Annotated in this window: 29 protein-coding genes and 1 tRNA gene; 6 read left to right on the top strand and 24 right to left on the bottom strand. The window is 66.9% G+C overall.

What is annotated here, in order from left to right; translation table 11 throughout:
* Positions 1-38: 38 nt before the first annotated feature.
* Complete coding sequence (hrcA, locus tag ABKF58_RS11610) at positions 39-1,058, bottom strand: heat-inducible transcriptional repressor HrcA (RefSeq protein ID WP_482580782.1); 1,020 nt, start codon at positions 1,056-1,058, stop codon at positions 39-41.
* 173 nt (positions 1,059-1,231) lie between these two features.
* Between hrcA and recA the strand changes: the two genes are divergently transcribed.
* From recA to alaS, 4 genes are all read left to right on the top strand, one after another.
* The gene (recA, locus tag ABKF58_RS11605) at positions 1,232-2,287 is read left to right on the top strand and encodes a recombinase RecA (RefSeq protein WP_014087862.1); all 1,056 of its coding nucleotides are present in this window, start codon (positions 1,232-1,234) and stop codon (positions 2,285-2,287) included.
* An 8-nt stretch (positions 2,288-2,295) separates the two neighbouring features.
* The gene (gene recX, locus ABKF58_RS11600; RefSeq protein WP_482580779.1) at positions 2,296-2,751 is read left to right on the top strand and encodes a recombination regulator RecX; all 456 of its coding nucleotides are present in this window, start codon (positions 2,296-2,298) and stop codon (positions 2,749-2,751) included.
* Positions 2,752-2,755: 4 nt separating this feature from the next.
* Positions 2,756-3,214 (top strand): SRPBCC domain-containing protein, encoded by a 459-nt coding sequence (locus ABKF58_RS11595; protein WP_014087864.1) that lies wholly within the window; start codon positions 2,756-2,758, stop codon positions 3,212-3,214.
* 80 nt (positions 3,215-3,294) lie between these two features.
* Positions 3,295-5,928, top strand: a complete 2,634-nt coding sequence (alaS, locus tag ABKF58_RS11590) for an alanine--tRNA ligase (protein ID WP_482580777.1) — start codon at positions 3,295-3,297, stop codon at positions 5,926-5,928.
* 113 nt (positions 5,929-6,041) lie between these two features.
* On the opposite strand, the gene ABKF58_RS11585 is transcribed toward alaS, so the two are convergent.
* Positions 6,042-6,974, bottom strand: a complete 933-nt coding sequence (locus ABKF58_RS11585; protein ID WP_482580776.1) for a DMT family transporter — start codon at positions 6,972-6,974, stop codon at positions 6,042-6,044.
* Positions 6,975-7,162: 188 nt separating this feature from the next.
* Between ABKF58_RS11585 and ABKF58_RS11580 the strand changes: the two genes are divergently transcribed.
* Complete coding sequence (locus ABKF58_RS11580; RefSeq protein ID WP_482580775.1) at positions 7,163-8,071, top strand: LysR substrate-binding domain-containing protein; 909 nt, start codon at positions 7,163-7,165, stop codon at positions 8,069-8,071.
* Here the strand turns inward: ABKF58_RS11580 and crcB are convergent.
* The 14 genes from crcB to flgB all read right to left on the bottom strand — a co-directional run bounded on the left by crcB (position 8,063) and on the right by flgB (position 19,018).
* Complete coding sequence (gene crcB, locus ABKF58_RS11575; protein ID WP_482580773.1) at positions 8,063-8,446, bottom strand: fluoride efflux transporter CrcB; 384 nt, start codon at positions 8,444-8,446, stop codon at positions 8,063-8,065. The genes ABKF58_RS11580 and crcB overlap by 9 nt on opposite strands.
* 323 nt (positions 8,447-8,769) lie before the next feature.
* Positions 8,770-8,845, bottom strand: a tRNA-Asn gene (locus tag ABKF58_RS11570).
* A gap of 377 nt (positions 8,846-9,222) precedes the next feature.
* A complete protein-coding gene (locus tag ABKF58_RS11565; RefSeq protein WP_482580771.1) occupies positions 9,223-10,260 on the bottom strand; it encodes a hypothetical protein in 1,038 nt (345 codons plus the stop codon).
* A gap of 13 nt (positions 10,261-10,273) precedes the next feature.
* A complete protein-coding gene (gene flgL, locus ABKF58_RS11560; RefSeq protein WP_482580770.1) occupies positions 10,274-11,185 on the bottom strand; it encodes a flagellar hook-associated protein FlgL in 912 nt (303 codons plus the stop codon).
* Between the two features lie 10 nt (positions 11,186-11,195).
* On the bottom strand, positions 11,196-12,569 hold the full coding sequence (gene flgK, locus ABKF58_RS11555) for a flagellar hook-associated protein FlgK (RefSeq protein WP_482580768.1): 1,374 nt from the start codon (positions 12,567-12,569) through the stop codon (positions 11,196-11,198).
* Positions 12,560-13,033, bottom strand: a complete 474-nt coding sequence (locus ABKF58_RS11550) for a flagellar biosynthesis protein FlgJ (protein ID WP_482580766.1) — start codon at positions 13,031-13,033, stop codon at positions 12,560-12,562. The genes flgK and ABKF58_RS11550 overlap by 10 nt, the downstream gene beginning before the upstream one ends.
* 12 nt (positions 13,034-13,045) lie before the next feature.
* Positions 13,046-14,152 carry a flagellar basal body P-ring protein FlgI gene (locus ABKF58_RS11545; protein WP_014087874.1) on the bottom strand — a complete coding sequence of 369 codons (1,107 nt, stop codon included), beginning with the start codon at positions 14,150-14,152 and terminating at the stop codon, positions 13,046-13,048.
* Positions 14,153-14,160: 8 nt separating this feature from the next.
* Complete coding sequence (flgH, locus tag ABKF58_RS11540; RefSeq protein ID WP_482580764.1) at positions 14,161-14,808, bottom strand: flagellar basal body L-ring protein FlgH; 648 nt, start codon at positions 14,806-14,808, stop codon at positions 14,161-14,163.
* Complete coding sequence (gene flgG / locus ABKF58_RS11535; protein ID WP_482580762.1) at positions 14,805-15,593, bottom strand: flagellar basal-body rod protein FlgG; 789 nt, start codon at positions 15,591-15,593, stop codon at positions 14,805-14,807. Before flgG ends, flgH begins: the two co-directional genes overlap by 4 nt.
* An 18-nt stretch (positions 15,594-15,611) precedes the next feature.
* Entirely contained in the window at positions 15,612-16,337 is a 726-nt protein-coding gene (locus ABKF58_RS11530) for a flagellar basal body rod protein FlgF (protein WP_482580760.1), read from the bottom strand.
* Between the two features lie 3 nt (positions 16,338-16,340).
* On the bottom strand, positions 16,341-17,540 hold the full coding sequence (locus ABKF58_RS11525) for a flagellar hook protein FlgE (protein WP_482580758.1): 1,200 nt from the start codon (positions 17,538-17,540) through the stop codon (positions 16,341-16,343).
* Positions 17,541-17,552: 12 nt separating this feature from the next.
* Positions 17,553-18,233, bottom strand: a complete 681-nt coding sequence (locus tag ABKF58_RS11520; protein WP_482580757.1) for a flagellar hook capping FlgD N-terminal domain-containing protein — start codon at positions 18,231-18,233, stop codon at positions 17,553-17,555.
* Positions 18,233-18,655, bottom strand: a complete 423-nt coding sequence (flgC, locus tag ABKF58_RS11515; RefSeq protein WP_008954401.1) for a flagellar basal body rod protein FlgC — start codon at positions 18,653-18,655, stop codon at positions 18,233-18,235. Before flgC ends, ABKF58_RS11520 begins: the two co-directional genes overlap by 1 nt.
* A gap of 6 nt (positions 18,656-18,661) precedes the next feature.
* Positions 18,662-19,018 (bottom strand): flagellar basal body rod protein FlgB, encoded by a 357-nt coding sequence (flgB, locus tag ABKF58_RS11510; RefSeq protein WP_008954400.1) that lies wholly within the window; start codon positions 19,016-19,018, stop codon positions 18,662-18,664.
* Between the two features lie 125 nt (positions 19,019-19,143).
* Between flgB and flgA the strand changes: the two genes are divergently transcribed.
* Entirely contained in the window at positions 19,144-19,866 is a 723-nt protein-coding gene (gene flgA, locus ABKF58_RS11505) for a flagellar basal body P-ring formation chaperone FlgA (RefSeq protein ID WP_482580756.1), read from the top strand.
* 205 nt (positions 19,867-20,071) lie between these two features.
* Here flgA and ABKF58_RS11500 read toward each other — a convergent pair whose 3' ends face one another.
* The 8 genes from ABKF58_RS11500 to ABKF58_RS11465 form a co-directional block, all read right to left on the bottom strand.
* Entirely contained in the window at positions 20,072-20,794 is a 723-nt protein-coding gene (locus ABKF58_RS11500) for a glycoside hydrolase family 73 protein (protein ID WP_482580755.1), read from the bottom strand.
* Positions 20,781-21,206, bottom strand: a complete 426-nt coding sequence (gene flgN, locus ABKF58_RS11495) for a flagellar export chaperone FlgN (RefSeq protein WP_014087881.1) — start codon at positions 21,204-21,206, stop codon at positions 20,781-20,783. Before flgN ends, ABKF58_RS11500 begins: the two co-directional genes overlap by 14 nt.
* Positions 21,203-21,478: a flagellar biosynthesis anti-sigma factor FlgM gene (gene flgM, locus ABKF58_RS11490; RefSeq protein WP_482580754.1), complete on the bottom strand. Its 276-nt coding sequence runs from the start codon at positions 21,476-21,478 to the stop codon at positions 21,203-21,205. Before flgM ends, flgN begins: the two co-directional genes overlap by 4 nt.
* A gap of 64 nt (positions 21,479-21,542) precedes the next feature.
* A complete protein-coding gene (locus tag ABKF58_RS11485; RefSeq protein WP_294865048.1) occupies positions 21,543-22,226 on the bottom strand; it encodes a Crp/Fnr family transcriptional regulator in 684 nt (227 codons plus the stop codon).
* A 253-nt stretch (positions 22,227-22,479) separates the two neighbouring features.
* Positions 22,480-23,457 carry a flagellar motor protein MotB gene (locus ABKF58_RS11480; protein WP_482580753.1) on the bottom strand — a complete coding sequence of 326 codons (978 nt, stop codon included), beginning with the start codon at positions 23,455-23,457 and terminating at the stop codon, positions 22,480-22,482.
* A gap of 11 nt (positions 23,458-23,468) precedes the next feature.
* On the bottom strand, positions 23,469-24,332 hold the full coding sequence (gene motA, locus ABKF58_RS11475; protein ID WP_014087885.1) for a flagellar motor stator protein MotA: 864 nt from the start codon (positions 24,330-24,332) through the stop codon (positions 23,469-23,471).
* Between the two features lie 19 nt (positions 24,333-24,351).
* On the bottom strand, positions 24,352-25,044 hold the full coding sequence (locus ABKF58_RS11470; protein WP_482580752.1) for an RNA polymerase sigma factor FliA: 693 nt from the start codon (positions 25,042-25,044) through the stop codon (positions 24,352-24,354).
* A 7-nt stretch (positions 25,045-25,051) separates the two neighbouring features.
* Positions 25,052-25,501: a flagellar basal body-associated FliL family protein gene (locus tag ABKF58_RS11465; protein WP_482580751.1), complete on the bottom strand. Its 450-nt coding sequence runs from the start codon at positions 25,499-25,501 to the stop codon at positions 25,052-25,054.
* Positions 25,502-25,521: the final 20 nt, after the last annotated feature.

The raw sequence follows: 25,521 nt of genomic DNA, 5'->3' as shown, positions 1-25,521 counted from the left end.
GGTAAGGCATCCGCCGGCACCACGCCGACCGACTGGGTTTATTGATAGGACAGCGCGCTCGACACCAGGCGCGAGGTAATGTCCACGATGGGAATGACGCGCTCGTAGGCCATGCGGGTCGGGCCCACCACGCCGAGCGTGCCCACCACCTGGCCGTTGATGCAGTAAGGCGCGGTCACGATCGAGCACTCGCCCAGCGTCACCACCCCCGACTCCTCGCCGATGAAAATATTGACCCCCTGCGCGTTGCGGCTCTGGTTGAGCAGCTCCAGCAGCTCGGTCTTGCGCTCGAAGGTCTCGAACAGCTCGCGCAACCGCGTCAGGTCGTCGGAGAGATCGCTGACGTTCAGCAGGTTGGTGCCGCCGGCGATCACCACCGAGGCCGGCGCGTCGCTCATCGCGCTCTGGCCGAAGCGGATCGCCGCCGCCATCAGCTCGGTGATATCCCCCTTCAGCTGGTGCAGCTCGCTCTCCATGCGCTGCGCGATGCTGGTCAAGCCCTGACCGGCGTAGTGCTGGTTGAGAAAGTTGGCGGCCTCGATCAGCTCGGTCGGGGAGTAGTCGCGCGACGGATTGAGCAGGTGATTCTGCACGTCGCCGTCCATGGTCACCAGGATCAGCAAGATGCGCCGCTCCGACAGACGCAAGAACTCGACCTGGCGGAAGGCCACGTCGAGGCGCTGCGGGGTGATCACCACGCCGGCGAAATGGGTGAGATCGGACAGCAGCGACGAGGCCGACTGGGCGATGCGCTGCGGGCTGTCCGGCTGCAGGCTGTGCTCCAGCTCGTGCAGCGTGCCCTCTTCCAGCGGCCGGATGGTCAGCATCCGGTCGACGAACAGGCGGTAGCCCTTGGCGGTCGGTATACGGCCGGCCGAGGTGTGCGGCGAGGCAACCAGGCCCATCTCTTCGAGATCGGCCAGCACGTTACGAATCGAGGCCGGGGACAGGTCCAGCCCCGCCACCATGGCCAGCGTGCGGGAACCGACCGGCTGCCCGTCGGCGATGTAGCGCTCGACCAGAGCTTTCAGCAGGCGTTGCGCGCGTTCGTTCAGCATGCCAATCATTTTACACGTCCCCCGTGGAGTGAGAAGTGGCTGCATTCCCCGGCATTTCAAGCGCCTCACGGCAGATCGCGCTTGGCCGGCGCGCGCATGCCCGCGTTTGAGCGCCATGGGCTTTGTGCGATAATCCGGCGGTACGTTTATCAAACCCGATTTTTGGAGACAGCATGGCGGAGCGTTCCGAAGACAAGAGCAAGGCCCTGGCCGCGGCCCTTGCCCAGATTGAGAAGCAGTTCGGCAAGGGTTCGATCATGCGCATGAGCGACAACCAGATCACCGAAAATCTGCAGGTGATCAGCACCGGCTCGCTCGGTCTCGATCTGGCGCTGGGCGTGGGCGGCCTGCCGCGCGGTCGCGTGGTGGAAATCTACGGCCCGGAATCGTCCGGCAAGACCACGCTGTGTCTGCAGGTGGTGGCCGAAGCGCAGAAACTGGGCGGCACCTGCGCCTACATCGATGCGGAAAACGCGCTCGACCCGACCTACGCCCAGAAACTCGGCGTCAACGTCGAAGACCTGCTGATCTCGCAGCCGGACACCGGCGAACAGGCGCTGGAAATCTGTGACATGCTGGTGCGTTCCAGCGGCGTCGACGTGATCGTGGTCGACTCGGTGGCGGCCCTGGTGCCGAAGGCCGAAATCGAAGGCGAAATGGGCGACAACCACGTCGGCCTGCACGCCCGCCTGATGAGCCAGGCGCTGCGCAAGCTGACCGGCAATATCAAGCGCACCAACACCCTGGTGATCTTCATCAACCAGATCCGCATGAAGATCGGCGTGATGTTCGGCAGCCCGGAAACCACCACCGGCGGCAACGCGCTGAAGTTCTACGCCTCGGTGCGCCTCGACATCCGTCGTATCGGCGGCATCAAGAAGGGCGAGGAAATCATCGGTAACGAGACCCGCGTCAAAGTGGTCAAGAACAAGGTATCGCCGCCGTTCCGCCAGGCCGGCTTCGACATCCTGTACGGCGAAGGCATCTCGCGCGAGGGCGAAATCGTCGAGCTGGGCGTGGAGCATGGCTTCGTCGAGAAATCCGGCGCCTGGTACAGCTACAACGGCCAGAAGATCGGCCAGGGCAAGGACAACACCCGTCTGTGGCTGAAGGACAACCCGGCCATCGCGCGCGAGATCGAAGGCAAGATTCGCGAAGCGGTCGGCATCAATGTCGCCATCACCGAAGGCCAGCCGGAAGAGGAAGAGCTGGCTGACGGCATGTTCTGATCCGGCGCATGACGAAAAGCCTGAAAGCGCGGGCCGTCGACCTCCTCTCCCGGCGCGAATATTCGCGCCGGGAACTGGAGCGGCGGCTCGCGCCGTTTGCCGAGAGCGCGGAACAGCTGGCCACCCTGCTCGACGAGCTGGCGGCCAACGGCTGGCAATCCGACCACCGTTTTGCCGAGCAGTTTGCCGACGTCAAGGGCCGCAAGTACGGCAGCCGCCGCATCGCCCAGGCGATGCGTGAAAAAGGGCTGGACCGGGAAGCGATCGAGACGGCGCTGGCGCAGCAGGACGACACGGCCGTGGCGCTCTCGCTGTGGCAGCGCAAGTTCGGCACGCCGCCCGCCACGCCCCAGGACAAGATGAAGCAAATGCGGTTTCTCGCCACGCGCGGCTTCCCGATGGACGTGATCCGCCGGGTGCTGCAAGGAACGGTGGACGAAGACTTTACCGACGCGGAGGATTAGGGCGATGCCAATCAAGACCATCGACAGCCGTATCGACATCCAGGCCAGCCCCGACCAGATCTGGCAGGTGCTCACCGACTGGCCCAGCTATCCGTACTGGAACCCGTTCATCGTCGGCCTGCACGGCAAGCTGCAGCGCGGTGCGCGGCTGTGCGTCACGGTGCATCCGCCGCAGGCACGGCGCATGACCTTCCGCCCCACCCTGATCGAGCTCGAACCGGGCCTCAAGCTGGTCTGGCGCGGCACCTTGCTGGCCCAGCCGCTGTTTTGCGGCGTGCACGCCTTTGAACTGGAGGTGCTGGATGCCGGCACCACCCGGCTGTACCAGCGCGAGACCTTCCAGGGCCTGTTGACCCCGCTGTTTTCCGAAACCCTGCTCAACCACACCCGAAACGGCTTCGTCGGCATGAACGAAGCCGTCAAGAAGCGGGCCGAAACCCTTGCCAGCACCGGGACGGCTTGACACAATCGAGCCATGCTCGATGTAGTGCGCCGCAACAACCCGGTTGGCGGCCCGTCTTAGACCCTGACGAAACAATATTTATGAAAACCTCTGAAATTCGCCAGAAGTTTCTGGACTTTTTTGCCTCCAAGGGCCATCAGGTCGTGCCTTCCAGCAGCCTGATCCCCGGCAACGACCCGACCCTGATGTTCACCGTGGCCGGCATGGTCCAGTTCAAGGACGTGTTCCTCGGCTTCGAGAAGCGCGACTACACCCGCGCCACCACCAGCCAGAAATGCCTGCGTGCCGGCGGCAAGCACAACGACCTGGAGAACGTCGGCTATACCGCGCGCCACCACACCTTCTTCGAGATGCTGGGCAACTTCAGCTTCGGCGACTACTTCAAGCACGATGCCATCACCTACGCCTGGGAGTTCCTGACCGGCGAGCAGTGGCTGGCCCTGCCGAAGGAAAAGCTGATGGTCACGGTGTACGCCAGCGACGACGAGGCCTTCGACATCTGGCACAAGACCGTCGGCCTGCCGGTGGAAAAGATCGTGCGCATCGGCGACAACAAGGGCGCGGCGTACGCCTCCGACAACTTCTGGACCATGGGCGACACCGGCCCGTGCGGCCCGTGCACCGAGATTTTCTATGACCACGGCGAGGAAGTCGCCGGCGGCCCTCCGGGCAGCCCGGACGAGGACGGCGACCGCTTCATGGAAATCTGGAACAACGTGTTCATGCAGTTCAACCGCGACGAAACCGGCACGCTGCACCCGCTGCCGAAGCCGTCGGTGGATACCGGCATGGGCCTGGAGCGCCTCTCCACCGTGCTGCAGCACGTGAAGTCCAACTACGAAACCGACGGCCTCGCCTGCCTGGTGCGCGCCGCCGCGCGTGAAACCGGCGTCGAGTACAGCCAGAACGTGCCGTCACTGAAGGTGATCGCCGACCACATCCGCGCCTGCAGCTTCATGATCGCCGACGGCATCCTGCCGTCCAACGAAGGTCGCGGCTACGTGCTGCGCCGCATTGCCCGCCGCGCCATCCGTCACGGCTACAAGCTGGGCCAGAAGGGCCTGTTCTTCCACAAGATCGTAGCCGACCTGGTGGAAGAAATGGGCGGGGCCTACCCGGAACTGCGCCAGCAGCAGGCCCACATCGAAGACAACCTGCGCGCCGAGGAAATCCGCTTCGCCGAGACCCTGGAGCACGGCATGGCGCTGGTCGATGCCGCGCTGCAGGGCGGCAAGATCCGCATGGACGGCGACACCATCTTCAAGCTGTACGACACCTTCGGCTTCCCAGTCGACCTGACCGCCGACATCTGCCGCGAGCGTAATATCGAGGTGGACATGGAGGGCTTCGAGCACGCGATGAACGCCCAGCGTGAACGCGCGCGTGCCGCCTCCAGCTTCAAGATGACCGGCAACCTGGAGTACGCGGGTGCCGACACCCGCTTCCACGGCTACGAAACCGCCAGCGTCGACGCCAAGGTGCTGGCGCTGTTCAAGGGCAGCACCCCGGTCGAGCAGTTGGCCGAAGGCGAAGAAGGCGTAGTGGTGCTGGACGACACCGCGTTCTACGCCGAGGGCGGCGGCCAGGTCGGCGATTGCGGCGAAATTTCGGTGAGCGGCGGCGTCGGCGCGCTGTTCGACGTGACTGACACCCAGAAGATCAAGGCCGCCACCTTCGGCCACAGCGGCCGCGTGGTGCGCGGTGCGCTGCACGTCGGCGACACGGTGCAGGCCACCATCGACCTGCACAAGCGCCTCGCCACCGCACGCAACCACTCCGCCACCCACCTGTTGCACGCGGCCTTGCGTCACGTGCTGGGCAGCCACGTGGCGCAGAAGGGTTCGCTGGTGAACGCCGAGCGCACCCGCTTCGACTTCGCCCATGGCGAGCCGGTGTCGGCCGCGCAGATCGCCGAGATCGAACGCGTGGTGAACCGCATCGTGCTGCACAACGTCGAGGTATCGGCCAACGTGATGGCCTACGACGACGCCATCCGCGCCGGCGCCATCGCGCTGTTCGGCGAGAAGTACGGCGACGAGGTGCGCGTGCTGAAGATGGGCGAATTCTCCACCGAACTGTGCGGCGGCACCCACGTCAAGCGCACCGGCGACATCGGCTTCTTCAAGATCGTGGCGGAAGGCGGCGTGGCCGCCGGCGTGCGCCGCATCGAGGCGGTGACCGGCGAAGGCGCCGTGGCCTACGCCCAGCAGCAGGAAAGCCTGGTGAAGGAAGCGGCCGGCGCGCTGAAGGCGCAGACCAGCGAGGAAGTGGTCGGCAAGATCGGCAGCCTGCAGGACAACCTGAAGGCGCTGGAGAAGGAGCTGTCGCGCCTCAAGGCCAAGCTGGCCGCCTCGGCCGGCGACACCCTGGCCGACAGCGCGGTCGAGATCGGCGGCATCAAGGTGCTGGCTGCCGAGCTGGAAGGCGCCGACAACACCGCGCTGCGCGAGACCCTGGACAAGCTCAAGGACAAGCTCAAGTCGGCCGCCATCGTGCTGGCCGCCAAGGGCGACGGCAAGGTCTCGCTGGTGGCCGGCGTCACCGCCGACCTGACCGGCAAGATCAAGGCCGGCGAACTGGTCAACTTCGTCGCCCAGCAGGTGGGCGGCAAGGGCGGCGGGCGTCCCGACATGGCCCAAGCCGGCGGCACCCAGCCCGAGAAGCTGGCCGAGGCACTGGCCGGCGTCAACGCCTGGGTGAGCGGCAAGCTGTAAGCCACCCCGAGCGCGCCCCGCGCAGCCAGGACAAAGCCGCATGGAGTTCCATGCGGCTTTTTCATGCCCAGCTACCGGTCTTCGGCCAACCTTTTACCGTCACGGCCGCCCGCTCACTTGCTGCGCCCGACCACCCCCACCCCGCCGATCACCAGCGCCGCGCCCAGCACCTGCAACCCGGTCAGGCTCTCGCCGAGGACGAGCCAGCCCATCGCCATGGTCAATACCGGCCCCAGCGTGCCGACCGAGGCCGCCTTGCCGGCGCCGAGCTGGCGGATCGCGACGTTGAGGCACCACACCGGCAGCACCGTGCTGAACACTCCCATGGCGAACCCGATCAGGTACACCGGCATGGGCAGAAGCAGCGCCGTCAGCGGCGTGGTCACGGCAAAGTGGACGAACACCGCCAGGCACGCCACCAGTGTCGCCAGCGCGGCGAAACGGGTGGCACCGATGCGGGCGATCGCCTCCCCCGAGCCGACCAGGTACAGGGCATAGCTCACGGTACTGGCAACGACCCAGGCCAGGCCGATCAGCGCCTGACTGCCCAGCCCGGCGTCGCGCAGATCCTGCACGAAAGCGAGGGCGATGCCGAGATAGGCCAGCCCGACCCCCAGCCACACCTTGGCCGGGTAGCGCTTGCCCAGCCACAGCACCGAGATGAACAACACCAGCGTCGGGTAGAGAAACAGCGTCAGACGCTCCAGCGCCGCCGAGACGTATTGCAGGCCGATGAAATCCAGCAGGCTGGAGAGGTAGTAGCCCAGCAAGCCCAGCAGCGCCAGTTGCTGCCAGTCGCGCCGCTCGAGACGGCGCGCGCCGCCAGCCACGCCGCTGCGCCACGCCATCAGCAGGAAGAACGGCAGGGCGAAGGCCATGCGCAACACCAGCAGGGCTTCGGCGCCGGCGCCGTAGCGATACCCCAGTTTGACGAACACCGCCTTGGCGGAAAACCCCAGCGCCGCCAACAGAGCCATGGCCACACCTTTGTTTTTCGCGAAGGCGACACGGCCAGCCAGCGGCAGCGGTTTCTGTGCTTCGATCATGTCAGGTTCCTTGTTTTCGGCCTATTATGGCGGGAAGTGCCGGCACACCGTTATGTTCTTGGCGCAGCCAGACTTCTCCAAACACGAAGGCTCAACGGCGGGGGTTCGCTTTCACTGAACGGGTCCGCCTGCTGCAGCCGCGGCGCGCCGGTCTATCCGCCCCCTCCCCTCTGTAGAAACCCCGCACCATGCGACTCGACTTCATCGACCTGAAACTGTTCACCGCCCTGGCCGAGAGCGGCAGCCTGACCGAGGCCGCCGAACGCTTCCCGATGGCCCTCTCCGCCGCCAGCCAGCGCCTGAAAAAGCTGGAAGACCTGTACGGGGTGCAGCTGGTGGAACGCCACTCGCGCGGCATCGCCCTCACCCATGCCGGCGACGTGCTGCTGCATCATGCCCGGCGTCTCTTGCTGGGCTCAGAGCAGCTGAATGGCGACATGGGGCGGCTCAGCCAGGGCGTGCGGCGGGAAATCCGGCTGATGGCCAACAGCGTCGCCAGCAACGAATTCCTGCCGGACCTGCTGGGCCGCTTTCTGGCGGCGCAGCCCGAGCTGGATGTTGTGCTGGCCGAGCGCCCGAGCCGCGACATCGTCACGGCGATCGAAGACGGCGAGGCCGATATCGGCATCCTGGACGGCAGCCTGGGGGTGGAACGGCTGCCCTTGCTGCCGTTTGCCCGCGACCGCCTGGTGGTGATTTGCGGCCCCGCGCACCCGCTCCACGGCACGGCTTCGGTCGCGTTCGCCACCTTGCTCGATCATGCCTTCGTCGGCCTGACCGAAACCAGCGCCATGCAAGGCTTCGTGGAAAGCATGGCACGGCGCAAGGGCAAGGCGCTACGCCTGCGGCTGCGCGTTTCCAGCTTCGCCGCCGTGGCCACTTTGGTGGGACGCAACGCCGGGCTGGCCATCCTGCCGGCCCGCTCGGCGCGGAGTCTGGCCCAGAGTCATGCGCTGCACGTGGTGGAATTGACCGACCCGTGGGCGATACGCGAACTGCAGTTGTGTGTGAAAGATATCGACAGCCTGCCGGCACAGGCGCGGCTGCTGCTGGACGCTCTGCTCAGCGCCGATCACGGCGAGCCGGTGTCAGACTAGCGAGCGCAGCCACGCATAGCTGTAGAGGCCCAACAGGGTCATCAGCAGCGAGCCCATCACGTGCGCCAGGATGGCCGCCGCTGCCCAGCCCAAACGCCCCTGCTGCAACAACTCCACCACCTCGGCCGAGAACGTCGAAAAGGTGGTCAGGCCGCCCAGGAAGCCCGTCACCAGCAACAGACGCCATTCCGGCGGCAGGGTCGCATGCTGTGCCAAGACGGCGATGATGAAGCCGATCAGGTAGCCTCCCAGCAGGTTGGCGCACAACGTGCCGAGCGGCAGCGACGGCAACAGCGCGTTCAGGCGCAGGCCCAGCATCCAGCGCAACAAGGCGCCGCTCGAAGCACCGGCACAGATGGCGAGAATCTTGGTCATGGACGAGTGTGGCGAGAGGAGTGTCATAAAGCATTGTTGTACAGGCGCTCCGCCATCACAACCACGGCGGCGCCGTGGCCCGCCGAGCCAGGCCTTCAAGGCGCCTCCGACATGCCCCACGACCGACGACGCACCAGCGGCACGCCCAGCCGTTTGTCCCGGACAGTGGGGTTGCCGGTGAGGCGGTCGTGTCGTTCGCTCGGAAAGAACCCGCTGGCGATGGGGATGGTGTCGCCTCGCCGGCGGGCGCGGAGGGGTTGGGCAGGCAGACACCTGCCGGAAATGCAAAAAGCCAGCACGATGTGCTGGCTTTCATGAAACTTTGGCTCCCCGAGCAGGGCTCGAACCTGCGACCTGCGGATTAACAGTCCGTCGCTCTACCAACTGAGCTATCAGGGAACATCTAAAGAGATAGCAATTATATTGACCGAAAATCCATCCGTCAAGCGATCTCGCATTATTTTTATCTCAAACCACCCGGACGGCAGCGACAGGCGCCGTCTGGCTTCTTCTGCACGACCCCAGGTTGGGGGGCGGATCATCCCGGTAGGCGCCGAGCCACCCTGCAAGCCTTGCCGACGGCGACGCTCCACTTAGAGCCTGCTCACGATTTGTTTTACGAGCGACGCGGTCCCGGCAAACAGCACGATAGGAGGCGGACGACACCGGCCTTGGCATTCCAAGGCCAAGTCGGCCAACGACGTCGTTGGCCGTTTGCCGGCCCCGCCGGTGTGATCGGGTGCGGCCGCCGCTACAAAAAGATCGTGAACGGGTTGTTACAGCGCCAGCAGCGAGACGACGCGATAGCGGCTCACGCCCAGCAGGGCCGGGATGACGCCGAGGAAGGAGCGGTAGTCGCCGGCCTGGTTCAGGCGCGCGTTGAAATCGGCCACGAACTCCTGCGCCCAGCTCTGCTCGCCCATGCGCGACAGCTGGTCGATGGCGTCACGCGCCTGGTCGATGGCGCTGGCGATGGCACTGTGTGCCTGGCGCAGCTGCGACAGGGCGCTTACCACGCGCTGCAGGGTCTGGCGCACGTGGGCATGGTCGTTCACCTGCCACTCGCCGGTCGAGAGCCGCTCCGGTTCGGCCTCGGTCTTGACGCGCTGCGGCTGGCCGGAGGGGAAGCGGACGCCGCCGCCGCGTACCGCGAGGCGGTCGCGGATGGCCGGCCAGGCCGCCTCGTCCACCGAGAAGCCGAGCTGGCCGTCGTCGTTGATGGCCGCGCGGATGCCTGACGGTGCCAAGGCGCGGTTGAGGCGGCGCATGATCTCGTCTTCGCTGACGTCGCCGCCGACGTTGAACGACATCGCGGCGGTGCCGCGCTCGCCGCTGAACAGCGCCAGCGTTTCCGCGGGCCCGCTGCGCAGGCTGTCGAGGTCCATGCCACGTACGGTGAAATCTTGCCGGGCGTCGGCCGCCAGATGAAAGCGCAGCTTGCCGTCGACGCTGCCGCCGCTTTGGGCATGGCGCTGCGCCAGGGTGGTGGCGAAGCGGCCGATGCGGGCCTCCAGCCCTTCCCGGTCGATGCGGCGCTGGGCGAGCTGCTGGCTGAGATCGGTCTTGAGCTGCTCCAGCTGGCCCGCCAGGCCGTCGACGAAGCCCAGGGCGCGCTGCGCGGCGGTGAGCTGCTCGTTGAGTTGGCTGCTGTAGCGCCAGCCGCTGGCGGCCGTGGTGCCGGCCACGGCGGGTTCGGCCGGGGCTGCCGGCGTGCTGCGCAGATCGGTGGCCGCCGGCGCCGGCTGCACGCCGCCGGGGCTGTTGCGACGCGTGCGGCTGCTGGCGGAGTCCAGCGAGGAAATCAGGGAATTCATGGTGAAAGCGGCCTCAGATCACGTCGAACAGGCTGAGCGCGCTGATCTTGCCATAGGCTTTCTGGCTGGCCTGCACCGCCAGCAGGTAGCTGTTCATGTTGATCGACGCCTCGGCGTAGTCGAGGTTGCCGAGATTGGCGATGCTCTGCTGGTTGGCCAGACTGACGTTGCTGTGGTTGTCGTCCATCATCTGCAGGGTATTCTGCGCTCCGCCCAGCTGGGCGATCCTGACGCCGATGGCCTTGAGCGCGGTATCGGTGCCGTCGAGGGTCTGGCGCACGGTCTGGCCCACGCTCGGGTTGCCCGGGTCGAGCGTCGGGCTTTGCAGGGTGTCGATGGTCTGGTCGAGCTGGTTGAGGAAGGCGGCCATGTCTTCCAGCGTGACGTTGGCGGGCTGGGTGACGCCGTGCCCGATCACCACCTGCTGACGGTCGGTGTTGCCGCTGAAGCTGTAGCGGCTGCCGGCGGGCTGCGTGTTGTCGACGGCGATGGTCTGGGTGGCGCTGGCGGTGCCGGAGAACAGGTAGCGGCCTTCCTGGTCCTTGGTGTTGGCAGCGTAGAACAGGCTGTCGCGCAGGTTGGCGAGCGAGCTCGACATGGCGCGCAGGTCGTCCGCGGTATTGCCGCCGTCGGCGGCCCACACCAGCAGGTCGCGCGCCTGCATCATGTCCTTGCTCATGCCGTCGAGGTAGGACTCGTTCATCGACAGCCGCGAGCGCAACGCGGCGATGTTGTCGCGGTACTGGGTCAACGCCGCCTCTTCGCGCTGCAGGCGCAACAGCCGCACGCTGGCGACCGGGTCGTCGGACGGCACCAGCAGGCGGTCGCCGGAGGACATCTGTTGCTGCAGGTCGGCGAGCCGGCTGTTGGCCGACTGCATGGCGGCGCTCATCGAGGCCTGGAACTGGTTACTGGCTACGCGCATGGTGGCTTCCTCAGAAAATCGCCAGGGTGCTGTCGAACAGCTGGTTGGCGACGGCGATGACTTTCATGTTGGCCTGGTACATCTTCTGGAACTCGACCAGGTTGATCGCTTCTTCATCGCTGTTGACGCCGCTGGTCGACTTCCAGTTCTTCTCGGCCTCGCCGCGTACCACCGAGGCGGTCTCCAGCCCGGCCTTGTTCTGCTGGCTGTCGATGGCGAGGTGGCCGGTGAGCTGGGCGTAGGCATCGCTGATGGTGACGTTGCCGAGCCCGGTCATGGCGATGCTCTGGTCCTTGATGGCGATCAGCGCCAGCAGGTTGTCGCTGTTGGCGGGCTTGGCGGGATCGCTGGAGAAGCCCAGCTGGTCGGCCTGGATGGCACTGACCTGGAGCATGCCGCTGGTGCTGGCCGCATCGAAGACGAACAGCGCCGCGCCGGCCTGGCCGTTGAGGTCGAAACCGCTGGCAAGCTGGGCGTTGGTGCGCGCCGCCAGTTCGCCGGCCAGGGTGCGTACCGCGTCGGTCATCGGCTGCAGCACCGCGCTCTGGTACTGGTTGAGCCCGCCCAGCTGGCCGCCCAGGTTGTCGTTGGGCAGCGTGAAGCGCTCCTTGGCGAACTGCAGCGTCATGGTCTGCGTGCCGTTGACGTTGCCCTGCGCGGCGAGCGTGGCGGCGGTATTGCCGATCACCAGCGGCTGCCCGCCGCGCAGCGTGACGCTGAGGCTGCCGTCCGGCTGCTGGCTGACGCGCACGTCGGCCAGCGCGGCCAGCGCGTCGATCTGGCGGTCGCGCTCGTCGAGCAGGCCGGAGGCGTTGGTGCCGACGGCGTCGGCCTCCGCCACCTTGCCGTTGAGTGCGGCGATCGACTGGGTGATGGTATTGATCTGCGCCAGCGTGGCGCTGCGCTGCTCGTTGAGCGAGGCCTGCTGCGTGGCGAACACACCGTTGAGATTGTTGAAGCGGCGCGCCAGCGCGTCGGCCTCGCTGATCACCTGCTGGCGCAAGGGCACCGAGCTGGGCTCGACGCTGGCGGCGTTGAGCGCGCTGTAGAACTTGTCGAGGCCGCCCGACAGGCTGGTGCCGTCGCTGCCCATGACCTGCTCCAGCTGGGCGAAGTACGGCTGCGCCGCCGCCAGCTCGCCCTGCCCCGCCGCCGCCTGCCACATCTGCAGGTTCTTGTAGCTGTCGCTGAAGCGGCGGATGGCGGTGACGTCGACGCCCATGCCGGCGCCGAGACGGTCGCCCGCGCCCGGCACCAGGGTCGACAGCAGCACGCCCTGGCGCGAATAGCCGGGGGTCATTTCGTTGGAAAGGTTCTGGCTGACTGTGTTGAGCGCGGCCTGGGCGGCGATCGCGCCGGACAGCGCGTTCTGGATCATGCGCATGGCGGGCTGGCTATCTGTGGTTCAGTGGAAAAAACGGCGTGGCGAAGGCGGCCAGTGCCGGCGCCCGTCTCGGGCGCCTTCTGGGAAACAGAGGCGACCCCGGCGGCGTTTTCCTTAAGTGCATTATTGCCATTGACCGTTGCGCCGGGCAGTAGCTGCGCCAGGATGACGTTGGCGATACCGAACACGCGTTGCCGGGCGATCTGGCCGGCCACCGCGGTGTCGGCAAAGTCGAGCAGGTCGCTGTTGATGGACTGGGCGAAGATGCTGTCCTCGCCGGCCATGGCGCGCGTGGTCTTGCGCATCTGCCCCAGCATTTCGCGGACGAACAGCGCCTCGAACTCTTCGGCGGCCTTGCCGACCTTCTTGCGGTACTCGGCCGAGGGCGGCTGCACCGGGGTCTCGAGGTTGGCCGAAGAACCCTCGGCGCCGCTGCCGGCCTTCTTCACGTCGGTGCTCAGCATGCTCGCTCCTCCTCAGATCACCACCAGCTCGCCATCCAGCGCGCCGGCCTGATCCAGCGCCTGCAGGATGGCCATGATGTCGTCCGGCGTGGCGCCGGTGCTGTTGATGGTGTCGATGATGGTTTGCAGCTTGGCGCCCGCCGGCCACTTGAACATGCGGCCCTGGTCCTGCTGCACGCTGACGTCCGATTGCGGCGTGACCACGGTGTTGCCGCGCCCAAACGGATTGGGCTGGCTCACCTGCGAGCTCTCGGCGATCACCACGCGCAGGTTGCCGTGCGACACCGCGGCGGGGCGTACCGTCACCCCCTGGCTGATCACCACGGTGCCGGTGCGCGAATTGAATATCACGCGCGGCGTCTCTTCGCCCACCCCGATGTTGAGCTTCTCCAGCCGGGCGACGAAGGCCACGCGCGCGGTCGGGTCCGGCGGCGCCAGCACCTCGACCGAGGTGGCGTCGCGCGTGCTGGCGATGCGGCCGTAGCGCTGGTTGATGGTGTTGACGATGTTGGTGGCGGTCTCGAAATTGGGGCGCTTGAGGCTCAGGCGCACCGACGGCCCGCTCTCGAAGTCGGACGGGATTTCGCGCTCGATCGAGGCGCCGTTGGGGATGCGCCCCGAGGTCGGGGTGTTCACCGTGACGCTGGAGCCGCTCTTGCCCTGCGCCGACAGACCGCCGATCACCAGGTTGCCCTGCGCCAGCGCGTACACCTCGCCGTCGGCGGCGCGCAAGGGCGTCAGCAGCAGCGTGCCGCCGCGCAGGCTCTTGGCGTCGCCCAGCGACGACACCGTGACGTCGATGGTCTGGCCGTGCCGGTAACCGGGCGGCAGGCTGGCGCTGACCATCACCGCCGCCACGTTCTTGACCTTGGTGCTGCTGCCCTCGGGCTGCTTGATGCCGAACTGCTTGAGCAGGTTACTCACCGACTGGCCGGAGAATTTCACCTGCGAGTTGTCGCCGGTGCCGTCCAGGCCGACCACGATGCCGTAGCCGATCAGCTGGTTTTCGCGGATGCCTTCGACGCTGACCAGGTTGCGCAGCAGCTGGGCGCCGGCGTTGAGCGGCAACAGGCCGGCCACCAGCACCAGCATCAGGCGGGAAAGGTAACGGTAGGGCATGAGGTCTCTCAGAACGGCATCCATGGGCTGGTTAAGAAGCGCGTCAGCCAGCCCGGGGCGTTGGCGTCGCTCAGGACGCCCCGGCCGGAGTAGGCGATGCGCGCGTTGGCGATGCGCTGCGACGACACGCGGTTGTCGGTGTCGATGTCGTCGACGCGGACGTAGCCCGCCAGCTGCAGGTACTCCTCGCCCTGGTTGAGGGTGAGCTGCTTCTCGCCCTTCACCAGCAGCAGGCCGTTGGGCAGCACCTGGTGCACGATCACGCTGAGCGCGCCGGACAAGGCATTCTGCTGGGTGGACGAGGACGAGCCGTCGAAGGTGCGGTCGGCGTCGATCCCGACCTTGGTGTTGATGGTCTTGCTGCCGAGGATGGTGGGCTGGATGCTGGCGCCCGACTTCTTGTCGAGCAGGGTGCCGGCCTTCTTGCTGGCCTGGGTGGTTTCTTCCAGCACCACGGTCAGGGCGTCGCCGACGCGGTAGGCGCGGCTGTCAGTGACCAGCGACCGGGCGCCGCCGGCGGTGTACACGCCGCCGCCGATGCCGCGCGCCGCCGACTTCGGCGGCAGCGGCGGCTCGAACTCGGCGCGCGGCGGCGGCAGGGTCTGGGTGCAGCCGGCCAGCAGCAGCGTGGCCAGTACGAGCGCCGTCCGCTTCATCGCACCGACTGCGCCAGGTACTGCATCATGTTGTCGGCGGCGGACAGCACCTTGGTATTCATCTCGTAGGTGCGCTGCGCCGCGATCATGTCCACCATCTCTTCCACCACCTGCACGTTGGAGCCCTCCAGCGCGCCCTGCTTGAGCTTGCCCAGCGCGTCGCTGCCGGGATTGCCGACGGTGGGCGTGCCGCTGGCGGTGGTTTCCTGGAACAGGTTGTCGCCCAGCGCCAGCAGCCCGGTGGGGTTGACGAAGTTGGCCAGCGTCAACTGGCCGATCTCGGTCTGCGCGGTGGAGCCGGACTGGGTGATCGACACCGTGCCGGTCTCGCCGATGCTGACCGAGGTCGCCGTGACCGGCACCGTGATGGCGGGCACGATGGGCAGGCCCTGCGCGTTCACCAGCTGGCCGTCGGCGTTGACCTGCAGCTGGCCGGCGCGGGTATAGCCGGTTTCGCCGTTGGACATCTGCACCTGCAGGAAGCCCTGGCCGACGATGGCCACGTCCAGCGCCTGGCCGGTGGTGGTGATGCTGCCGCTGGTGAACACCTTCTGCGTGCCCAGGAGGCGCGTGCCGTTGCCCAGCTGCACCCCGGACGGCGAGGCGTTGTTGGCGTCGACGCGGGCGCCGGGCTGGCGTTCGACCTGGTAGAACAGGTCCTCGAACACCATGCGGTCGCGCTTGAAGCCAACCGTGTTGACGTTGGCCAGGTTGTTGGCGATGGCGCCCAGGCGCGCGTCTTGTGCCTGGATGCCGGTTTTACTGATCCACAATGCCGGATTCATGCCCTACCCCTCGGTTGCCTAACCGCGCACCAGGCGGTTACCGGCCTCGACCATGTCGTTGGCCGCGTTGAACATCTTCATCTGCATCTCGAAACCGCGATTGAGCGACATGGTGGCGATCATCTCCTCCACCGCCGACACGTTGCTCTGCTCCAGGTGCTCGCCCTGCACCCGCACCGTTTCGTCCGCCGGCAGCGTGTTGCCGAGGCGGCTGACGATCAGGCCGTTTTCATCCTTGGAGAGCTCTTCCGGCGCCGGCTTGACCAGCTTCAGCCGGTCCACCACCTGCAGCGCGCTCTCGCCCGGCGGCTGGATCGAAATCGTACCGTCGCCCGCCACCGCGACGCGCACGTAAGGCGGCAGCACGATCGGGCCGCCGTCGCCCAGCACCGGCCGGCCATTGACGGTGAGCGCGCCGTTGGCGTCGACACTGAAATTGCCGGCGCGGGTGTAGGCTTCGCCGCTGCCGACAGCGACGGCGAGAAAGCCGTCGCCCTGCAGCGCCACGTCGAGGTCGCGCCCGGTCTCCACCACGGTGCCGGCGCGATGGTCGACGGCGTTCGGTTCGGCGCGCGTCATGTGGCGGGCGTCGTAACCGTAGCCGCGTACCGCCTGGCTGCTGGCCACCTCGATATCGGCGCGGAAACCGTTGGTCTGGGCGTTGGCCAGGTTGTTGGCGTGCACCTGCTGCGCCTTGAGGGTGCGGTCGGCCCCGCTCATGATGGTGTAGATCAGCGCGTCCATGTCTTACACCGCCTGCATCAGTGCCTGGATCACCTGGCCCTCGGTCGAGATCACCTTGGTGTTGGCCTCGTAGTTGCGCTGCGCGCTCATCAGGTTGACCAGCTCGGCGGTCATGTCGACGTTGGATTGCTCCAGCGAACCGGCGCTGAGCGTGCCGGCGAGACCGCTGCCGGGCGCCGAGAGCAGCGCGGTGCCGGAGGCCGGCGAGTCCACCCAGCTGGTGGCGGACACCGGGATCAGGCCATCCTCGTTGGGGAAGTTGGCCAGTGCGATGGTGCCGACCGCCTGCTTCTGGCCGTTGCTGTAGGTGGCGAGGATGTCGCCGTTGTCCTGCAGGCTGACCCCGGTGAGCGCGCCGGAGGCGTAGCCGTTGCCGCTGTTGACGGTGGTGGTGGTATCACCGGCGAACTGGGTGGTGCCGGTGTAGTCGAGCTTGACGGCCAAGGCCGCGGCGCCCGTCGGGGTGCCCAGCGCGAGCGCGGCGCCGCCGCTGGCCAGCGCCGACGAGGTCAGCGCGCCGTTGCTGTCGAAGGCCAGGTCGGCGGTGTCCGCAAGCAGGCTGCCGTCGAGGCCGAAATGCACCGTCACGTCGTTGGTGCCGTTCTTGACGAAGTACTGGGTCAGGGTGTGCTTCTCGCCCAGCGAGTCGTACACGGTGGAAACGCTGGAGCCGTTGAAGGTGGTCGGGTCGGCCGGGTCGAAGGCCGTCGCCGGCGTGGTCCAGCCGGACGACAGGTTGCCGACGTATTGCAGGGTGTCGCTGGCCTTGGCCGCGATCTGCCCGGTGGGCACCGTGATGTCGCCCAGCGCGCCGCGGGCACCGCCGCTGGCGCCGCTGACGGCGGCGTAGCCCTGGACATGGCGGCCGAAGCTGTCGACCAGCACGCCGTCCTTGTCGGTGTTGAAGATGCCGACGCGGGTGTAGGCGACGCTGCCGGCGTTGTCGCGGGTGACGAAGAAGCCGCGGCCCTGGATCGCGGCGTCCAGCGCGCGCCCGGTGGTGACGGTGCCGCCGCTGCGGCCGATGCTCTGCGTGTTGGAGGCGACCTCGACCCCGGTGGCCTGGGTGCCGGCGTAGGTGGCGGAGAAGTTGGCGCGGCTCGACTTGAAGCCGTAGGTGCCGGAGTTGGCGATGTTGTTGCTGATGCTGCCGAGCTGGGAGTTGACCGCGTTGATGCCGGACAGGGCGATTTCAAGACTCATGGAAGACTCCGCTTACGAGACGCTGGACGAGGTGTTCCCCAGCAGGCGGGAAACCGAAGAGGCCGGGACATCCCCCAGCCCGGAAAGGGTGAGCATGGGCTCGCCGCCCTGCACCGGCAGGCGCACGCCCTGGACCACGGCGGCCAGCTCCAGCATCGGCGTGGCGCGCGAGGCGGTGGTCGCCGACAGCGCGTAGCTGCCGGCGGCAAGGCCGTAGTCGGCCGGGTTGACGCTGAACGCGACCTCGCCTGCCGGCTGGGCGCCCAGGTCGATCGGGTGCAGCTTGCCGTCGGCGCCGGTGAGCTGCAGCGTGACCTGGTTTTCCGCGCCGGACAGGGTGAGGCGGCCGGAGAGTGGCGTGCCGTCGAGCTGCACGGTGTTGCTCTGCACCAGCACGCTGTTGCCGACCTGGTTGCCCAGGCCCAGCCCCTGCAGCTCGCGCAGCAGCACGGCGTTGTCTTTCAGTTGCGACAACATGCCGAGCGAGGTCTGCATCTGGTTCATCTGCACCAGCTGGTTGACGAACTGCGACGGGTCGGCCGGGTCGAGCGGATTCTGGTTCTTGATCTGCGCCATCAGCAGCGTCATGAACATGCCCGAGCCACTGCTCTGCGACTGGCCGTTGCTGGCGACCGGGGTCGCGCCCTGGCTCGATGCGGTGCTGTCGTTCAACAGCGAATTGCTGACGGTCATCAGCCTTCTCCCAGTTTGAGCAGGTCCTGCTGCATGGTTTTCACCCGCGCCAGCACTTCCACGTTGGTCTGGAAGGCGCGCGAGGCGGACATCATGTCGGTCATCTCCTCGACCGGATTGACGTTGGGGTAGAACACGTTGCCGTCGGCGTCGGCGAGCGGGTTGGACGGCTCGTGCACCTTGCGCAGCGGGCTGTCGCTCTTCACCACGTCGAGTACCTGCACGCTGGCGCCCTGCCAGGCGCCGTCGCTGTCGGCGCCCCGGTACACGGTGGCGAACACCGGCTTGCGCGCGCGAAACGCCGCGCCCTCCGAGCCGGAGGCCGATTCGGCGTTGGCGAGGTTGCTGGCGACGGTGTTGAGACGCACGGTCTGGGCCGTCATGGCCGAACCGGCGATGCGGGAAATATCCCTGAATGCCATGGTGGATTACCCTGCGATGACTTTGGCCAGGCCCTTGTACTGCATGTTGAGGAAGGTCAGGCTGGTCTGAAATTCGGAGACGTTCTGCGAGAACTCGGCTTGCTCGACGCCGAGCTCGACGGTATTGCCGTCGCGCGACGGGTGGTTGGGGACGCGGTAGAGCAGACCGCCGGACGAATCGTCGAGCGGAAAATCGGCTTCATCGGCGGCGGCGGCCAGCGCCGAACGGAAATCGACGTCGCGCGCCTGGTAGCCCGGCGTGGTTTCGTTGGCGATGTTGGATGCCAGGACCTTGGTGCGTTCCGCCCGCAGCTTGAGCGCCTCCGGGTGGATATCCAGCGCCTTGTCGAAATGTATGCCCATTGCCACGCCCGATTCCGTTCAATACCATTGAAAAACAGAGCTATGTTAATAGCCGCCTTACTTGAAAGGCGATACTAATAACTGGCCATCCCGACGTACATGTAATAATTACCAAGCCCGAGCAAATGGCAATATTCACAGCCCTCCGCCCTACCCCCCTGTTGCTGACCCTGCTGACCCTGTCGCTGCCGGCCGCCGCGGACGCCAGCCCGGCCGCGCGCGAACTCGACCGCGCGGTGCTGACCCACGCCCGGCGCTGGCTCGACGACGCCGCGGCCCGGGTCGGGGTGGAGCAGGCACGGCCGCGCCTGACGCCGATCCCGCCGCGCGAGGCGGCGGCGCTGCCGGCCTGCCGCCAGCCGCTGGAGGTCGAGGCGTTCGACACGGCGTCGCTGTCGCGCCTGCGTTTTGCCGTGCGCTGCCCGGAGCCGCAGGGCTGGAGCACCGTCTACACCGTGCGTGCCGAACTCGACGCGCGTCAGCTGGTGGCGACACGCGACCTCGACGCCGGCAAGGTGCTCGGCGCCGACGACGTGGAATGGGCGCAGCGCCCGGTGTACGAGCTGGAAGAGGGTTTGCACAGCCCGGCCGAGGCGGTCGGCCTGAGCAGCCGCAGCGCGCTGCGACGCGGCCAGCCGCTGCGCAGGAAGCTGCTGGAGGCCGCCGTGCTGGTGCGGCGTGGCGAAGCGGTGGAAATCGTGGCGAGCAAGGAGGGGATCGTGGTGACGGCGCCGGGCGAATCGCTGGAAAGCGGACGCCGCAACGACGTCATCCGCGTGCGCAACGTCGGCAGCGGCAAGATCGTGCGTGCCCGGGTGACCGAGGCCGGGCGGGTGGCGCCGGAGTGAGGGCCCTGCCTCAGACGCACACAAGCCCCGTCCCGGACGGGGCTTTTGCATGGCGCCCCGACTCAGAACCCGCTTACGATCTGTCGCGAGCACCCCTCAGCGGGGTGAAGAGCAGCGCAGAAACCGGAATGTACTGCAGTACATGAGGATTTCGAGCAGCACATGAGCCCCGATCAGGGTGCACAGCAAGATCGTAAATGGGTTCTCAGCTGCCCGCCCGGATCGACGCTACCACCCGCGCCAGCTTGCCGGCGTAGTCCGGGTCGGTGGCGTAGCCGCCCTTGGCCAAGGCCTGGGCGAATGCCGCGGCGTCGTTGCCCACGCCCTGCACGCCACGGAAGCGCGGGTTGCTGGCCAAAAGCTGGGTGTAGTCGGCGAAGGCGCCGCGCCAATCCGGATAGGCGCGGAAGCGCTCGCTGCGCTTCACGTCGGCGCCCGCCTCGTGCTCGGTGGTGAGCGCCGTCACCACCTCGCCCTGCCAGCTGGCGCCGGCCTTGATACCGAACAGGTTGTGGCTGTTGGTGCCGTCGGCCTGTGTCAGCGGGCGCTTGCCCCAGCCGGACTCCAGCGCGGCGTGCGCGGCGATCAGATCGGGCGCCACCCCCAACCGCGCCGCGGCCTCGCGCGCGTACGGCTCGACCTCGCTCAGGAACGCCTGCTGTGCCGTGCCCGGCGTGCTGGCGTCGTCGCCACCCACCGTGGCCGCCATCGCCTCGGCACCGCGCTGGCGCGCCCAGGCGCCTTCCGGCGACAGCGTCATCTCGCTCGCGCCGAACCCCTTCTCGATCGAATCGACCACCTCCTGCCGGGTCTGGCGATAGAGCGCGGAGAAGCCGCCGCCCTCGCCCGCCGCCGGCAACGGCAGCGCCACGGCGCGCCAGGCGGCGTCGAAAGGGAGTGAACCGAGGGTTGGATCAGAGCGGAACATAGATATCCTTCTCGCCGAACAGCACACGCTCCAGGTTGTCGTGCTGCGCCATCAGCAGCCGGCCGTTGCGCTCGTTCAGCGTCTTGCACTGCGCCACCCGCCCGCGCAGCGTCGCCCACAGTGCTTCGCAGGCCTGACGCGGGGCGGCGGGCAGCTGTGCCAGCACCTCCTCGACCGACAGCCGCCGCGGTCGTCCCAGCAGCTCGGCCGCCAGTTCGCGCCGGGCGCGACGGCGACCGTCGAGCCGGCCGACCAGCGTCACGATCCGCTCGCCGGTCTCGGCCAGCGTCGCCGCGTCATGGCCCAGCGCGCCCTTGAACTGCCGCTCCAGCAGCTGTTCCAGTTGCTGGTAATCGGCCAGGTCGAGGCGCATGTCGCCCAGCAGCTGGCGGAAACGGGCCTCGCGGCTCATCCGCGTCCGCCGTGATAACGGTCGATCAGCGCCGCCAGCCGTTCCGGGTCGAACGGAGCCTCGCCACGCGCCAGCGCCGCTTTGACCGCCGCGACGCGCTCGAGGTCGATCTCGGGTTGCTCGCGCAGGGCGGCCTGCGCCGACTGCAGCAGCGCCGCCCCACTGGCCTCGGCCGCCGCCGCAGGGCGGACGGCAGGCGCGGTCGGGGAGGTGGCCGGGCGCTCGGCCGGGGCGACGTCGCGACGTTCAGGGCGTTGGGGAGTGATGCGCATGGTGAGCCTCGTCAATGCAATTCGTCTGTCTTATAGAGACAAGACGACCGCCTGCCAGAAAAACTTAAAAGTTCTCCGGCAGCATCTTGAGCAACACGATGCGGCGGTTTTCCATGCGGATGTAGTGGCCGTAGACCAGCTCCTTGAGGATGCGCGCCACCATCTCGCGCGAGGAGCCGATCTGGTCGGCGATTTCCTGCTGGGTCAGCGGCTTGTCGAGCTGCAGCACGCCGTCCTCCTCGACCATCAGCTCGTTGAACAGGATGCGGATGCGGCCGTAGACGTCGAGCAGCGCCAGGTTCTTGGCCGAGGTCGAGATGCGCCGCACCATGCCCGCCAGTCGCAGCAGGATCTTGCTGCGGATGGTCTCGCAGGGCAGACCGTCGGCCACGCCGAACACGCTGACCAGGTCGGTGCGCCGGAACATCAAGAGCCGGCAGTCGCGCTCGGCCACGGCGCTCCAGGCGCACGGTCCGCCGTCCAGGTAGGAGACCTCGCCCATGAGTTCGCCCGGTTCGTTGAACATGAACACGAACTTCTTGCCCTGGCCGTCCGAGACGAAGGACTCGATGCGTCCTTCGGTCAGCAGATAAATGGCGGCGCTGTTTCCCCCTTCCAGAAACAGCGGGTCGCCCTTGCGCAGGTTCAGTGGAACGGCGAGGTCGATCAATTCGTCGAGAGCGAAGTCGTTGAGGCTGCCGAAAAAATCGGTCGCGAGCAGGAGCTGTTTGGTATCTTGCTTTGTCATTTTTTTATATGTGCACGAGCTATTTAAACAAACACCACCGCGTGGCGCGGCATGGCATGAACGTTGTGGAGCGGACGGTTATTGGCATTTTTTTGTTTGTCCTGCCATGCCAAATCGATTAACGGTGCCATTGTTATTAATAACGGCCTTATTGTAAAGTTTTGCAAAGCAATTAGTGAACTTTTCTTGATTCAGACGATCAAAAGCCCGGATTTTTGTCCGGGCTTTTGTAGAGGAAGAGGTAAGGCGGGGCTTAAGGACGCAGTTGCTGCTTGAGCGCGGCCAGTTCGGCCGCGGAGGGTTTCTCGGCGCCGGCGGCGGGCTGGCCGCTCTCGCCGGGCATGCCGAACATCGCCGCCACGGTCTGCGCCTGGCCGGTGGTCAGCACCAGGAGTTCGATGCGGCGGTTGAGCGCGGCGTCCGGATGGCGCGCATCGAGCGGGGCACGGTCGGCCATGCCGACCACTTGCAGGATGCCGTTGCTGGCCATTCCCCCCAGCAGCAGTTGCATGCGCGCCGCCATGGCACGGTTGCTGGACAGGCTCCAGTTGGAGAAGGCGGCGTAATCCTGCCCCTTGTACTGCAGCGAGTCGGTATGGCCCACCAGCAACAGCTGGTTGTCGATGTGGGCGAACATCTGCCCCATCTTCTGCAGCAGGTGCTTGAAACGCTCGTTGATCACCGCGCTGCCGCGCTCGAACATGCCCTGCTTGTCGGTATCGTGCAGCATCACGCGCAGGCCGTAGGGAGTGATCACGGTCTGAATGTTGCCGGCCAGCCCGGCCTCGACCGACAGGTCCGACATCATCTTGGCCAGCTTCTGCAGGTCGGCGGCGCTGTCGTAGCGGTGGCGCAGCTTGGCGCCGTTGCCGTCGTCGAGCGCCGAGGGCTGGGCGCTGCTCTTGACCTGCGAATTGGGGCGCGACTCGGTGGCCTGCTGGCCGGGCACCAGTTCGCGCGGGATCAGGCTGCCGTGCGGCGTACCCTGGTGCTCGATGCGCGACTGGGTGCCCTCCGCCAGCGGGCTGCCGCCGCCGTTGCGCAATAGCTGGGCCATGGTCTCCTGCTCGCGCGAGGCGAGCAGCCACATCACCAGGAACAGGCACATCAGCGCCAGCACGAAGTCGGCGAACGCCACCTTCCATGCCCCGCTGTGGCCGCCATCGTCCTGGCGCCGCGACACTTTCTTGATGACGGCGGCGGTGCCTTCCTTTTTCTTGTCCAGGCTCACGGTGCGCTACCTCACACGCCTTGCAGCGCGTTGATCCAGCTTTCCAGCTGCGAAAAGCTCGGCTTGGTGTTGAGCTGGACCAGGCGGCGCCCGGCGTCGATCGCCAGCAGCGGCGGCTTGCCGGAGGCGTGCGTGGTGATCACCACCTTGACCGATTCGAAGTTGGAGAGCTCCTCCTTGACCTGCTGGTGCATCACGTTGCTGAGCGGGTCGAGCACGCCGTAGCAGAAGAAGATGCCGATGAAGGTGCCGACCATGGCGGCGCCGACCTTCTCGGCGATCTCGCCGGTGGTGGCGCCGTTGCCGACGCTGTTCATGGTCATCACGATGCCCAGCACCGCGGCCAGGATGCCGAAGCCCGGCATCGCCTCGCCGATCTTGTGCAGCGACTTGGAGGGCTGGTTGAGCTCCTCGTGGATGGCGTCGATTTCCTGATCGAGCACGCCTTCCAGCTCGTGCGCGCTGATCTTGCCCATCGCCATCAGGCGGAAATTGTCGACGATGAAGGCCAGCAGCTTGGGCTGCTGCAGCACCAGCGGGTATCGGTTGAACAACGGGCTCTGGCGCGGCGCCTCGACGTGCTCGTCGAGCGCCTTCAGGCCCTGGCTCGCGGTGATCAGGAGTTCGTACATCAACAGCAGGAGCTGGCGCTGGAATTCGGCGCCGTGCTTCTTGCGCAGCACCACACGCTTGATCTGGCCGCCCATTTCCAGCAGCACGTGCTTGGGGTTGCCCAGCACGATGGCGCCGATCGCGGCGCCGCAGATGATGAGCAGTTCCACCGGTTGCCAGATGACGTGGATCGCCCCCCCGCCCAGCATGAAGCCGCCGAAGACGCATCCGAGAACGATGCCGATGCCGAGTAGTTGCTGCATAGTTGCCTTTCCAGGGAGTTCAGGCGGCGTCGAGCCGGACCTTCATTTTCTTGAGAGCGCTCTTGTTGATCTGGCACACCCGCGCTTCGGTCAGGTCGAGCACGGCGGCGATCTCCTTGAGGCTGAGTTCGAATTCGTAGTAGAGCTGGATCACGCGCTGTTCGCGCTCGTCCAGCGCGGAGAGCGCCGCCGCCAGGGTGCGCCGCTGCAGCACGCTGGCCTCGGGGGTGTTGTCGTCGATGGGCTCGATGCCGGCCGCGACCAGTTCGTCGAAGCTGGCCATGGCCTCGGCGTTTTCAGCCACCAGCAGCGCACGGTAGTCCTCGGCGCTGAGCCCCAGCTGCGCCACCGCTTCCGCCTCGCTGGGCTCGCGCCCGAGACGGCGCGTCAGCTCGCGCAAGCCATCGCGCAGGCGGTGCGCGTCCTGGCGCAGCGCGCGCGGCCGCCAGTCGAGGCGGCGCAGCTCGTCGAGGATGGCGCCGCGCACGCGCAGCACGGCGTAGCCGGCGAAGCGCGCATCCGGTTCGCCGTAGCGGCGCAGTGCCTCGAGCAGCGCCATCAGGCCGATCTGCTCCATGTCCTCGCGCTCGATCACGCCGTTGGCTTGCGAATTGAGCTGGCGCGCCACGCGCTTCACCAGCGGAGCGAAATCGCGCAGGCAGCGCGCCTCGAGTTCGGCAGGCGCGTCGGGAGTGGCGTAGTCGGCGTACATGATGGGCTTACTCGATGATCAGCTTGCCGACCATGACTTCGGAGAACGGCTGGGCGCCGTGTTCGGCACCGTAGCTGGCGCGGTAGGCCTTGCCCAGCAGCTTCTGGTAGTCGTCGATGGTCATGCCGGAGGCGCGCGCCAGCGCGAGCGGCGACAGCGCGCGCACCGCCACGGTCTTGAGGAAGGGCAGTTGCTCCTTGAGCTCCTTTTCGTGCGTCTCGCCGGTGCGGAACACCAGGTCGAGCGCCATGTAGTGCAGTTCGGGGTCGCCCGCCTCGCTGCGCAGCATGACAATGACCTTGTCCAGGCTGACGTAGCGGCTCGGTTCGGCCTTCTCGGCGGAGGCCAGCGGAGCGGCCGCCTTGCCCTGCCCCAGCCACCAGTAGACGCCGCCGGCACCGAGCGCCACGGCCAGCACCATCCCCAGCACCGCGCCCATTATCGTTTTCGTGTTCATCCGATCTGTCCTTTCTCTGC

This window comes from Pseudogulbenkiania sp. AW2-16 (assembly GCF_056824575.1).
This window is presented reverse-complemented; position numbering and strand designations above follow the sequence as displayed.

Bases quoted from the DNA above. Each gene is read 5' to 3' on its own strand.
- hrcA (WP_482580782.1), bottom strand. From the start codon at position 1,058: ATGCTGAACGAACGCGCGCAACGCCTGCTGAAAGCTCTGGTCGAGCGC.
- recA (WP_014087862.1), top strand. From the start codon at position 1,232: ATGGCGGAGCGTTCCGAAGACAAGAGCAAGGCCCTGGCCGCGGCCCTT.
- recX (WP_482580779.1), top strand. From the start codon at position 2,296: ATGACGAAAAGCCTGAAAGCGCGGGCCGTCGACCTCCTCTCCCGGCGC.
- ABKF58_RS11595 (WP_014087864.1), top strand. From the start codon at position 2,756: ATGCCAATCAAGACCATCGACAGCCGTATCGACATCCAGGCCAGCCCC.
- alaS (WP_482580777.1), top strand. From the start codon at position 3,295: ATGAAAACCTCTGAAATTCGCCAGAAGTTTCTGGACTTTTTTGCCTCC.
- ABKF58_RS11585 (WP_482580776.1), bottom strand. From the start codon at position 6,974: ATGATCGAAGCACAGAAACCGCTGCCGCTGGCTGGCCGTGTCGCCTTC.
- ABKF58_RS11580 (WP_482580775.1), top strand. From the start codon at position 7,163: ATGCGACTCGACTTCATCGACCTGAAACTGTTCACCGCCCTGGCCGAG.
- crcB (WP_482580773.1), bottom strand. From the start codon at position 8,446: ATGACCAAGATTCTCGCCATCTGTGCCGGTGCTTCGAGCGGCGCCTTG.
- ABKF58_RS11565 (WP_482580771.1), bottom strand. From the start codon at position 10,260: ATGAATTCCCTGATTTCCTCGCTGGACTCCGCCAGCAGCCGCACGCGT.
- flgL (WP_482580770.1), bottom strand. From the start codon at position 11,185: ATGCGCGTAGCCAGTAACCAGTTCCAGGCCTCGATGAGCGCCGCCATG.
- flgK (WP_482580768.1), bottom strand. From the start codon at position 12,569: ATGCGCATGATCCAGAACGCGCTGTCCGGCGCGATCGCCGCCCAGGCC.
- ABKF58_RS11550 (WP_482580766.1), bottom strand. From the start codon at position 13,033: ATGCTGAGCACCGACGTGAAGAAGGCCGGCAGCGGCGCCGAGGGTTCT.
- ABKF58_RS11545 (WP_014087874.1), bottom strand. From the start codon at position 14,152: ATGCCCTACCGTTACCTTTCCCGCCTGATGCTGGTGCTGGTGGCCGGC.
- flgH (WP_482580764.1), bottom strand. From the start codon at position 14,808: ATGAAGCGGACGGCGCTCGTACTGGCCACGCTGCTGCTGGCCGGCTGC.
- flgG (WP_482580762.1), bottom strand. From the start codon at position 15,593: ATGAATCCGGCATTGTGGATCAGTAAAACCGGCATCCAGGCACAAGAC.
- ABKF58_RS11530 (WP_482580760.1), bottom strand. From the start codon at position 16,337: ATGGACGCGCTGATCTACACCATCATGAGCGGGGCCGACCGCACCCTC.
- ABKF58_RS11525 (WP_482580758.1), bottom strand. From the start codon at position 17,540: ATGAGTCTTGAAATCGCCCTGTCCGGCATCAACGCGGTCAACTCCCAG.
- ABKF58_RS11520 (WP_482580757.1), bottom strand. From the start codon at position 18,233: ATGACCGTCAGCAATTCGCTGTTGAACGACAGCACCGCATCGAGCCAG.
- flgC (WP_008954401.1), bottom strand. From the start codon at position 18,655: ATGGCATTCAGGGATATTTCCCGCATCGCCGGTTCGGCCATGACGGCC.
- flgB (WP_008954400.1), bottom strand. From the start codon at position 19,018: ATGGGCATACATTTCGACAAGGCGCTGGATATCCACCCGGAGGCGCTC.
- flgA (WP_482580756.1), top strand. From the start codon at position 19,144: ATGGCAATATTCACAGCCCTCCGCCCTACCCCCCTGTTGCTGACCCTG.
- ABKF58_RS11500 (WP_482580755.1), bottom strand. From the start codon at position 20,794: ATGTTCCGCTCTGATCCAACCCTCGGTTCACTCCCTTTCGACGCCGCC.
- flgN (WP_014087881.1), bottom strand. From the start codon at position 21,206: ATGAGCCGCGAGGCCCGTTTCCGCCAGCTGCTGGGCGACATGCGCCTC.
- flgM (WP_482580754.1), bottom strand. From the start codon at position 21,478: ATGCGCATCACTCCCCAACGCCCTGAACGTCGCGACGTCGCCCCGGCC.
- ABKF58_RS11485 (WP_294865048.1), bottom strand. From the start codon at position 22,226: ATGACAAAGCAAGATACCAAACAGCTCCTGCTCGCGACCGATTTTTTC.
- motA (WP_014087885.1), bottom strand. From the start codon at position 24,332: ATGCAGCAACTACTCGGCATCGGCATCGTTCTCGGATGCGTCTTCGGC.
- ABKF58_RS11470 (WP_482580752.1), bottom strand. From the start codon at position 25,044: ATGTACGCCGACTACGCCACTCCCGACGCGCCTGCCGAACTCGAGGCG.
- ABKF58_RS11465 (WP_482580751.1), bottom strand. From the start codon at position 25,501: ATGAACACGAAAACGATAATGGGCGCGGTGCTGGGGATGGTGCTGGCC.